Origin of the sequence: Archangium sp. (assembly GCF_036388035.1) — a bacterium.
In the GTDB taxonomy this organism is placed as follows: domain Bacteria; phylum Myxococcota; class Myxococcia; order Myxococcales; family Myxococcaceae; genus Archangium.
Map to the genome: position 1 here is coordinate 1 of NZ_DASVSO010000553.1, position 9,801 is coordinate 9,801.

A 9,801-nucleotide genomic window follows, 5' to 3' on the forward strand; every position below is an offset into this window, starting at 1 on the left:
CCCTTCGAGCCAGGCACAAGGTCACGGACAGCGGACAACGTCGGACCACCCCCCCTCGCGAGCGGCAGTCCTTCAAGACACCGCGAGGCATGGGGGATGGGATCAAAGGCTCCGAGCATGGGCAACAATTCCTCTCCGGAAGCACTGCTGAGCAGGTGCATGCACGCGTGACCAGAACCCAGGCATCAGCCAGGGCACGCCCGCCCATCATAAGGGAAGCCTCTACGGCCTCACAGGCCGTGACGGGTTCCAACCCACCTCCCTCTCCCAAAGGGAGAGGGGAAGAGTCCTACATGGGGGGCGAGCGGCTCCTGAGGAGGGGGAGCCCTACTTCTTGGCGAGGTAATCCTGGAGCGGACGCACCGTCTGCTCCTTGCGCTGCAACGACTCCAGCGCCCCCACCGTCATCCGCGCCGCCTGCACGGTCGTGTAGTACGGCACGCTGTGCATCAGCGCCTCGCGGCGGATGGAGAAGCTGTCGGCGATCTCCTGCTTGCCGAACGTGGTGTTGATGACGAGCACGATCTCGCCATCCACGATCTTGTCCACGATGTGCGGCCGGCCCTCCGTCACCTTCAGCACCTCCTCGGTCTCGATGCCCTTGGTGGCCAGGTACTGGTGCGTGCCGGTCGTGGTCACCAGCTTGAAGCCCAGCGAGCGCAGCCGCCGCGCCAGGTCCACCACCGCCGGCTTGTCGTCGTTCTTCACCGAGATGAAGACCTTGCCGCTCTTCGGCAGCTTCACGCCCGCCGCCTGCTGGCTCTTGGCGAAGGCCGAGGCGTAGTCGTCGGCGATGCCCATCACCTCGCCCGTCGACTTCATCTCCGGGCCGAGGATGACGTCCACCCCGGCGAAGCGCGCGAACGGGAACACCGACTCCTTCACCGCCACATGCTTGAACTCGGGCTCCTCGGTGGCGCCCAGCTCCGCCAGCGTCTTGCCCACCATGCACAGCGACGCCAGCTTCGCCAGCGCCCGGCCCGTGGCCTTCGAGATGAACGGCACCGTGCGGCTCGCGCGCGGGTTCACCTCCAGCACGTAGATGGTCTTTCCCTGGATGGCGAACTGGACGTTCATCAGGCCCACCACGCCCAGCTCCTTCGCCAGGGCCATGGCCTGATCCTTCATCCGCTCCACCAGGTCCGGCGACAGCGAGTGCGGCGGCAGCGTGCACGCCGCGTCACCCGAGTGCACCCCCGCCTCCTCCACGTGCTCCAGCACCCCACCCACCAGCACCGCGCCCGTCTTGTCCGCCACGAGGTCCAGGTCCACCTCGATGGCCTCCTTGAGGAAGCGATCGATCAGCACCGGGTGCTCCGGCGATGCGCTCACCGCCTCGCGCATGTAGCGCTCCAGGCTGTGCTGGTCGTAGACGACCTCCATCGCCCGGCCGCCCAGCACGTACGAGGGGCGCACCATCACCGGGTAGCCGATGCGCTCGGCCACGCGGTAGGCCTCCTGGTGGCTGCGCGCCACGCCGTTCTCCGGCTGCTTCAGTCCCAGCTTCTCGATCAGCTGGGAGAAGCGCTCGCGGTCCTCGGCCCGGTCGATGGCGTCCGGCGACGTGCCGAGGATGGGCAGCCCCGCCTTCTCCAGCGGCACGGACAGGCGCAGCGGTGTCTGGCCGCCGAACTGGACGATGGCGCCCACCGGCTTCTCGCGCTGCGCCACCTCCAGCACGTCCTCGATGGTGAGCGGCTCGAAGTACAGGCGGTCCGACGTGTCGTAGTCGGTGGACACCGTCTCCGGGTTGCAGTTGACCATCACTGTCTCGTACCCGGCCTCGCGCAGCGCGAAGGCCGCGTGCACGCAGCAGTAGTCGAACTCGATGCCCTGGCCGATCCGGATGGGGCCGCTGCCCAGGATGAGCACCTTCTGGCGCTGGGTGGGCGGCGCCTCGTCCTCCTCCTCGTAGGTGGAGTAGAGGTAGGGCGTGTAGGCCTCGAACTCGGCGGCGCAGGTGTCCACCCGCTTGTAGACGGGGCGAATCCCCTTCGCGTGCCGGCGCGCCCGCACCTCGCCCTCGGTGCAGCCCAGGAGCTGCGCGAGGTACTTGTCCGCGAAGCCGTCCGCCTTCGCCGTGCGCAGCACCTCGTCCGGCACCTTGTCCAGCGAGCCGAGCTCCTGGATCTGCCGCGCCTCGAGCACCAGCCCCTGGATGTGGCGGAGGAACCACGGATCAATCGATGACAGCTCGTGCACCTCCTCCACCGTCATGCCCTCGCGGAAGGCCTGCGCCACGTAGCCGGGCCGCTCGGGCCGGGGCACGCGCACGAAGTCACGCAGCACCTTGCGCCGCTCCTCCTTGTTCTCGGGCAGCTCGGGCGGCTCCAGGCCCGTGCGGCCGGTCTCCATGGAGCGCATCGCCTTGAGGTAGGCCTCGCGGAAGGTGCGACCAATGGCCATCACCTCGCCTACCGCGCGCATGCTGGTGCCGAGGGTGCGGTTGGCGTGGGGGAACTTCTCGAAGTTGAAGCGGGGAATCTTCACCACCACGTAGTCGAGCGTGGGCTCGAAGGACGCGGGGGTGTCGCGGGTGATGTCGTTGCGCAGCTCGTCCAGCGTGTAGCCCAGGGCCAGCTTCGCGGCGATCTTCGCGATGGGGTAGCCCGTGGCCTTCGAGGCCAGCGCGCTGGAGCGTGACACGCGCGGGTTCATCTCGATGACCACGATGCGCCCGTCGCGCGGGTTGACGCCGAACTGGATGTTGGAGCCGCCCGTGTCGACGCCAATCTCCCGGATGATGCGCAGCGAGGCCTCGCGCAGCCGCTGGTACTCTCTATCCGTGAGCGTCTGGGCCGGGGCCACGGTGATGGAGTCCCCCGTGTGCACGCCCATCGGGTCCAGGTTCTCGATGGAGCAGACGATGATGACGTTGTCCGCCGAGTCGCGCACCACCTCCAGCTCGTACTCCTTCCACCCGAGCACGCTCTCCTCGATGAGGATGGTGGAGGTGGGGCTGGCCTTCAGGCCGGAGCGGCAGATGGCCTCGTACTCCTCGCGGTTGTAGGCGATGCCTCCGCCCGTTCCACCCAGGGTGAAGGAGGGCCGGATGATGGCCGGAAAGCCGATGTCGTCCGCCAGCGCGAGGGCCTCGGACATCTTGGTGGCGTAGCCGCTCCGGGGCAGCGCCACGCCGATGCGCTGCATGGCCTCCTTGAAGAGCAGCCGGTCCTCGGCCTTGTTGATGGCCTCCAGCGAGGCGCCGATGAGCCGCACGCCGTACTTCTCGAGGATGCCCTGCTCGGCGAGCGCCTTGGCCAGGTTGAGCGCCGTCTGGCCGCCCATGGTGGGCAGCACCGAGTCCGGACGCTCCTGGGCGATGATCCGCTCGGCGACCTCGACCGTGATGGGCTCGATGTACGTGCGGTGGGCGAACTCCGGGTCCGTCATCACCGTCGCCGGATTGCTGTTCAGGAGAACGACCTCGACGCCCTCTTCACGCAGCGCCTTGGTGGCCTGGGTCCCAGAGTAATCAAACTCGACCGCCTGGCCGATGACGATGGGGCCGGAGCCGATGACCAGAACCTTCCGGATGTCGTTTCGCTTAGGCATCGAGGGGGGGCCAATACCAACGTTCGCCCCCGCTTGCACGAATCGTGTGTGTCGGGATAGCTGGAGAGTGGGAAATGATGCCCACTCGCGAGCAGAGGGGGGACGGCCCCGGATGCCGGGCCCTCTGCTAGAGTCGGCGCGTTTCCGGAGGTCTCATGCGTCGCTGGTCCCTGGTCCTGCTCCTCTCCGCCGCCTCTCCCGTCCTCGCCCAGGAGGCCCAGGAAGCGCCCGCACCCGCGGCTGAGCCCGCTCCCAAGGCAGCCGAGCCAGCTCCCGCTCCCGTTGAAGCGGCCCCTCCTGCCGCCGACTCCGCTCCGGCCGCCGAGAAGCCGGCCCGTCGCCCGCGCGCTCCGAAGCCGGAGGCTCCGGCCGAGGCGCCCGCCGCCGCCGCTCAGGCTCCGGCCCCCGCTCAGGCTCCGGCCCCCACTGCACAGGCTCCCGCGCAGGCGGCGTCGAACACCCCGAACACGCCCCACGAGATGGTGCGCGATGACGCCCGCTACCTGCTCACCTATCTGCTCTCCAACGACGTGCGCACCATCGCCCCGCTGCTCTCCTACCCCTTCCAGCTCGAGGAGCGGCGGTTCGACACCCCCGAGTCCCTGGTGGTGACGTGGGTCAAGCAGCTCCGGCAGAAGCGCACGGACCTCATCACCCTCTACGACATCGAGGTCCTCCCGTACGCGGAGATGGAGAAGAAGTACGGCAAGCCCCCCGCCCGCCTCGGAGCCATCGTCCCGCGTGGCGACGTGTATGCCGCCGTGGCCAACCTGTCGGGGCACGCCGCCGTCCTCCTGTACCGGGAAACGGGCGAGGGCTGGCGCGCGTTCGCCTACACGGACTGACAGGAGCGACCTCGAGCCGTCGCTCCGCACTTCCCCGCCTCACCCTGTCCCTCACATGCTCAAAGAAAACACCTCGACCCCGCCGAGCTACGACTTCTTCACGCCCGAGGCGATGGAGAACGCCCATTCGCTGCTGAACCGGATCCGCTCCGAGGATCCCGTTCACTGGAGCCCCCAGCTCGGCGGCTGGCTGCTCACCCGCTACGCCGACGTCCACGCGGTGCTCAAGGACCCGCGCTTCCTGCCGGCCACCGGCACGGGCCGGCTGGACGCGATGCCCGAGGAGGCGCGCAAGCAGATCCGCCCCCTGCGGGACTCCATCCGCCTGTGGATGGGCAACGACTCCACCGAGGACCACGTGCGCTTCCAGCGCATCCTCAAGAAGTACTTCACGCCCGGCACGCTGGAGGCGCTGCGTCCGCGCATCCAGGAGCTCACCACCGAGCTGGTCGACGCCGCACAGGCCCGGGGCCGGGCGGAGTTCGTCAGCGAGCTGGCCTACCCGCTGCCCGCCAACGTCATCGCCGAGATGCTGGGCGTGCCCACGAAGGATCGCGAGCTGCTCCAGCGCTGGTCGCGTGATCTCCTCCCCATCTTCACGGCCTCCAGCATGGAGCAGCTCCTCCAGAGCCAGAAGAGCGTGCTGGAGATGACCGACTACATGCGGCCCATCATCGCCGAGCACCGCCGCACGCCGCGCAAGGACCTCATCAACGTGCTGGTGGAGGAGGAGGCCGCGGGCAACGTGCGCAACGGGGAGGAGATCGCCGCCAACTGCGTGCTGCTCCTGTTCGCGGGTCACGAGACGACGGCCAACCTCATCTGCAACGGCCTGTCGGCGCTGTTCGAGTACCCCGACCAGCTCGCGCTGCTGCGCGCCAACCCGGAGCTGATGCCGTCCGCCGTGGAGGAGATGCTGCGCTATGGGGGCATCGGCGGCAGCATCGCGCGGATCGCTGGCACGAAGCTCGAGGTGGGTGGCAAGCAGCTCGAGCCGGGGCAGCTCGTGTTCGTGAGCCTGGCCTCCGCCAACCGGGACCCGGAGATGTTCCCCGACGCGGGCCGCTTCGACATCACCCGCAAGCAGAACAAGCACGTCACGTTCGGCTACGGGGCCTTCTACTGCCTGGGCGCCGCGCTGGCGCGCCTCGAGGCCCAGGTCTTCTTCTCCACCTTCCTGCCCCGCTTCCCCAACCTGCGGCTGGAGCGCCAGGAGTGGGAGCCGTCGCCGCCCCTGGGCAAGCGGCTGAGCGCGCTCCACGTCACCTTCTGACCGCCGAGCGGGCACCCTCCCTCGCCGCGACCCGCGGCGAGGGGCTCAGCGCAGGGAGGTCACCAGCTCCTTGAAGCGATCCAGGCCCTTGCGGAGCTGCTCGCGCGAGGTCGCGAAGCTCATGCGGATGTAGCCCTCCACGCCGAAGGGGGCGCCCGGCATCGCCGCGACGCGGAAGTCGTTCAGGAGGATGTCGGACAGCTGCATCGAGCCCGTCAGCGGCGTGCCCTTGTAGGTGCGCCCGAAGAGGCCCCGCACGTTGGGCAGCACGTAGAAGGCGCCCTCGGGACGCCGGCAGTGGACGCCCTCCAGCTTGTTGAGCGCGTCCACGACCATGTCCCGCCGCCCCCGGTACTCCTCCACCATGGGCACGAAGAAGTCCCTCGGGCCGTTGAGCGCCGCCACCGCCGCCTTCTGCGAGAAGGAAGGGGCGTTGGACGTGGACTGGTCCTGGATCATCTGCATCCCCGCGATGAGCCACTTGGGACCCGCCGCGTAGCCCATGCGCCAGCCCGTCATCGAGAAGGCCTTGCTCATCCCGTTGATGACCAGCAGCCGGGGCACCAGGTCCGGCGCCACGTTGCCGATGTTGAGGAACTGCCCCTCGTAGAGCAGCTTCTCGTAGATGTCGTCGCTGAGCAGCAGGCAGTCGTGCCCGCGCACCGCCTCGGCGATGCCCTCCAGCGCGGCCCGGGAGAACACCGCTCCCGAGGGGTTGCTCGGGCTGTTGAGCACCAGCGCCTTGGTGCGCGGCGTGAGCGCCCGGCGGATGGCGTCCGGATCCGGCGCGAAGCCGTTCTCCTCGCGCGTCTCCACCACCACGGGCTTGCCGCCCGCGAGTGTCACCATCTCCGTGTAGCTCACCCAGTAGGGCGCCAGGATGATGACCTCGTCGCCCTCGTTGAGCAGCGCCTGGAAGGCGTTGTAGATGGCCTGCTTGGCCCCCACCGACACCACCACCTGGTCCGGCGCGAAGGTGAGGCGGTTGTCCCGCTCCAGCTTCGCGCAGACGGCCTCGCGCAGCTCGGGGATGCCCGCCGTGGGCGTGTACTTGGTGAAGCCCTGGCGCAGGGCCTCGATGGCCGCCTGCTTGATGAAGTCCGGCGTGTCGAAGTCGGGCTCGCCCGCCGCGAGACTCACCACGTCCACGCCCTGAGCCGCCAGCGCCTTCGCCTTCGCGTTGAGGGCGAGCGTGGGTGACGGCTTGATCACCTTGAGCCGGTTCGCGAGATTCATGGCCGGTGCCTAGCAGCGCGCCCCCGGGGGGACAAGCGGAGCGGCGTTGGAAATGAACAGATCCCCTCACGGGTGCGAGGGGAGCCGGTTTCGCCTCACTGCGTCATGCCCCCGACTTCGCGTCCGTGAGGCGCCTGGGGTTCACCCTCAGTCCTTCTTGGCGTACCGGGCCCGCAGCTTCTTGAGCACGTTGGGAGGCACCAGCCCCTCCACGTTGCCACCGAAGGAGGCCACCTCCCGGACGAGCTGCGAGGACACGTAGAAGTAGTCCTCGCCCGTCATCATGAAGACGGTCTCGATGCCGGGGGCCAGCTTGCGGTTCATGTTCGCGAGCTGGAACTCGTACTCGAAGTCGGAGACGGCCCGGAGCCCGCGCAGCAGCACGTTCACCCCGCGCCGGTTGGCGTACTCCACCAGCAGGCCGTGGAAGGCGTCCACCTCCACCCGCGGATCCGGACAGGCCTCGAGGATGATCTGCTTGCGCTCCTCCTCGGAGAACAGCGGCACCTTCTTCGGGTTCACCGCCACCGCGACGATCACGCGATCGAACATCTGGAGCGCACGCTGGATGATGCTCAGGTGGCCGTTGGTGAGCGGATCGAATGAGCCGGGGTAGATGGCAGTGCGCATGCGCGTCCAGTCTCGACGCCCCCCGGCACCCGGTCAAGGAATGCGGAAGAAGCTCACCAGCGTGTCCCCAAACCGCCGCTGGTCCACCTGCTGGAAACCCGCGTGGGACTCGGGGGCCGCCTCCCGCTTGTCGTGCTCGATGACCAGCATGCCCCCGGGCGCCAGCAGCCCGTGCTTGCCCACGCCGTCCAGCACCCCCTCCACCACCTTCGCCGCGTACGGAGGGTCCGCGAAGATGAGCTCGAACTTGTCGCCCCGGCGCCCGAGCACCCCGAGCGCCTTCTCCACGGGCTGCGTCAACAGCTCGACCTGGGAGGTGAAGCCCAGCGTGTCCGTGTTCGCCCGGCAGAGCGACAGGGCCTCCCGGTCCGAGTCCACCAGCACCGCCTTCTTCGCCCCTCGCGAGATGGACTCCAGGCCCAGGGCCCCCGTGCCCGCGTAGAGGTCCAACACACTCTGCCCGTCCAGCCACTGGCCGAGCACGTTGAAGAGCGTCTCGCGCACCCGGTCCGCCGTGGGACGGATGTGCTTCGACGTCGCCTTGGGGCCCGCCAGCGCCCGCCCTTTCGCCGTACCTGCCACGATGCGCATCTAGTCGCCCCGGTTCTCCGCCAGAAACTGCATCGACTTCCACCCCGTCCGCGAGGCGCCCAGCAACGCCAGCACCTCGGAGGCCTCGGCGAACGAGAGCGCCTCCAGCCGCGAGGCCTCCGGCTCGCCCAGGGGCGTGAGCTGGTCGCCCAGCAGCGCCATCAGCTCTCCGGCGCCCAGGCCCGCCTTCTCCGCCTTCTGCTCCAGGCTCGCACGCACCGAGGCCGGGTACGCGCCCAGCGCCAGCTTCTCGAAGGGCGCCGCGCACTCCACCTTCTTCACGCCCGCGGCCACGTACGTCGGCAGGGCCCGCACCGAGCGCCGCCCCGCATCCCCCACCGCCACCCCGACGCCGAGCTGCCCCGTCAGCTCCACCAGGCCACGGAGGAACTCCACGTCCGACTCCTCCTCGCCCAGGATGCTCGCGGGCACCCGGAGGAAGCGCACCGCCAGGCCCTGCCGCCGCAACCCCTCCAGCAGCGCACGCGCGCCCTCCAGCTCGTCGCCCTCGTGGCCCGCCGGCAGCGACACCTCCAGCGACAGCTCGCGCTCCACCACCGCCCCGGACAGCCTCCGCACGGCCTCCACCGCCGCGTCCACCGGCAGCCGCGACACGTCCAGCGACACCAGCGAGAAGCCCGCGTCCACCAGGCGGAAGATGCCCGCCTGGAGCTGTCCCAGCGCCTCCGGCTCGGCCTTGGACACCCGCACCGGCCCCGCCTGCAGGAAGACGGGCCGTGCATGGGCGTCCACCTCCGCCACCTGCTGGACCGCCGCCATGAAGCGCTCGGCCGCGCCCCGGTCCGCCAGCGGATGCGGGCACATGAGCCCCACCACCGCGTCCTCGCCTCGCGCGGCCGCCAGCAGCCCGGGCAGCATCGCCCGTACTGGCACCGGCACGCACGGCAGCGCCGCGGGCACCTTCTCGAGCGCCTTCAACAGCTCGCGGGGGTTCAGCACGGGCAGCCGCGAGGCAGTCCCCAGCCGAGCCACCACGCTCGTCGGCCGCAGCGTCAGCACCTTGTCGAGCACGTTCATCCGGAGCCGAGGATCATCCGCTCCAGAGGGGCGCCGCAAGTTACATGGTGGGATTTTCGTTCAGGCCCACACCCCGGACCGCTTCCCGTGGGGCCCGGTGGTGGGACTTCAGGCCTCTGCCCCCTCGTACGTGACGCGGAGGCCTCCATGGGTCACCGTGACGAGCGGGCGGCCAAACCATCCGCAGTACTTGCAGACGCCCTTCGCCCCGGCCTGGGAGACGCGCACCGGCAGGTCCGCGCCACAGGAGGGACAGCCCTCGGGAATCGTGTAGTCGCGCGCAGGCGCATGCACTTCCATCATCTGGTTGAGTTAACGCAGGCCCCGCGCTCGGCAAGGTCCCACTCGGAGCGCGGGGCTCCCAATGGCAGGCAGGCAACCGAGCGATTGAGTGGCGATGCCTGACCGCCCCCGCTAGTCACCCGCCCGACGACGGCGCGCGGCCCAGAGCCCCAGCAGCACCGTTGCGGCCCAGAGCCCCGGGCCGGAAGAGGCTCCGCATCCACAGCCCACATCCAGCGAGAGGGGGACGACCGCTCCCCCCGTCCCGCCACCGCCCTCGCCTTCACCGCCCTCGCCTTCACCGCCACCGCCACCGCCACCACCTCCACCACCGCCACCGCCACCGCCACC

At 69.5% G+C, this 9,801-nt stretch carries 9 protein-coding genes; 2 read left to right on the top strand and 7 right to left on the bottom strand.

Going from position 1 to position 9,801, the window contains the following annotated elements:
* Positions 1–327: 327 nt before the first annotated feature.
* Positions 328–3,555: a carbamoyl-phosphate synthase large subunit gene (carB, locus tag VF697_RS22240; protein ID WP_331098134.1), complete on the bottom strand. Its 3,228-nt coding sequence runs from the start codon at positions 3,553–3,555 to the stop codon at positions 328–330.
* Between the two features lie 155 nt (positions 3,556–3,710).
* Between carB and VF697_RS22245 the strand changes: the two genes are divergently transcribed.
* The gene (locus VF697_RS22245; protein WP_331098136.1) at positions 3,711–4,400 is read left to right on the top strand and encodes a hypothetical protein; all 690 of its coding nucleotides are present in this window, start codon (positions 3,711–3,713) and stop codon (positions 4,398–4,400) included.
* A gap of 55 nt (positions 4,401–4,455) precedes the next feature.
* A complete protein-coding gene (locus tag VF697_RS22250; protein ID WP_331098138.1) occupies positions 4,456–5,673 on the top strand; it encodes a cytochrome P450 in 1,218 nt (405 codons plus the stop codon).
* Positions 5,674–5,718: 45 nt separating this feature from the next.
* Here the strand turns inward: VF697_RS22250 and VF697_RS22255 are convergent, their stop codons facing one another.
* From VF697_RS22255 to VF697_RS22280, 6 genes are all read right to left on the bottom strand, one after another.
* Entirely contained in the window at positions 5,719–6,909 is a 1,191-nt protein-coding gene (locus VF697_RS22255) for a pyridoxal phosphate-dependent aminotransferase (RefSeq protein ID WP_331098140.1), read from the bottom strand.
* A 147-nt stretch (positions 6,910–7,056) separates the two neighbouring features.
* Complete coding sequence (gene coaD / locus VF697_RS22260) at positions 7,057–7,539, bottom strand: pantetheine-phosphate adenylyltransferase (protein WP_331098142.1); 483 nt, start codon at positions 7,537–7,539, stop codon at positions 7,057–7,059.
* A gap of 33 nt (positions 7,540–7,572) precedes the next feature.
* Positions 7,573–8,130, bottom strand: a complete 558-nt coding sequence (gene rsmD, locus VF697_RS22265) for a 16S rRNA (guanine(966)-N(2))-methyltransferase RsmD (RefSeq protein WP_331098144.1) — start codon at positions 8,128–8,130, stop codon at positions 7,573–7,575.
* Entirely contained in the window at positions 8,131–9,168 is a 1,038-nt protein-coding gene (locus tag VF697_RS22270; protein ID WP_331098146.1) for a hypothetical protein, read from the bottom strand.
* A 108-nt stretch (positions 9,169–9,276) separates the two neighbouring features.
* Positions 9,277–9,471 (bottom strand): hypothetical protein, encoded by a 195-nt coding sequence (locus VF697_RS22275; protein ID WP_331098148.1) that lies wholly within the window; start codon positions 9,469–9,471, stop codon positions 9,277–9,279.
* Between the two features lie 111 nt (positions 9,472–9,582).
* Positions 9,583–9,801 (bottom strand): MYXO-CTERM sorting domain-containing protein (locus VF697_RS22280; protein WP_331098150.1); only part of this gene is annotated, 219 nt, incomplete at its 5' end.

Coding starts and splice junctions, on each gene's coding strand:
- carB (WP_331098134.1), bottom strand. CDS start 3,555: ATGCCTAAGCGAAACGACATCCGGAAGGTTCTGGTCATCGGCTCCGGC.
- VF697_RS22245 (WP_331098136.1), top strand. CDS start 3,711: ATGCGTCGCTGGTCCCTGGTCCTGCTCCTCTCCGCCGCCTCTCCCGTC.
- VF697_RS22250 (WP_331098138.1), top strand. CDS start 4,456: ATGCTCAAAGAAAACACCTCGACCCCGCCGAGCTACGACTTCTTCACG.
- VF697_RS22255 (WP_331098140.1), bottom strand. CDS start 6,909: ATGAATCTCGCGAACCGGCTCAAGGTGATCAAGCCGTCACCCACGCTC.
- coaD (WP_331098142.1), bottom strand. CDS start 7,539: ATGCGCACTGCCATCTACCCCGGCTCATTCGATCCGCTCACCAACGGC.
- rsmD (WP_331098144.1), bottom strand. CDS start 8,130: ATGCGCATCGTGGCAGGTACGGCGAAAGGGCGGGCGCTGGCGGGCCCC.
- VF697_RS22270 (WP_331098146.1), bottom strand. CDS start 9,168: ATGAACGTGCTCGACAAGGTGCTGACGCTGCGGCCGACGAGCGTGGTG.
- VF697_RS22275 (WP_331098148.1), bottom strand. CDS start 9,471: ATGATGGAAGTGCATGCGCCTGCGCGCGACTACACGATTCCCGAGGGC.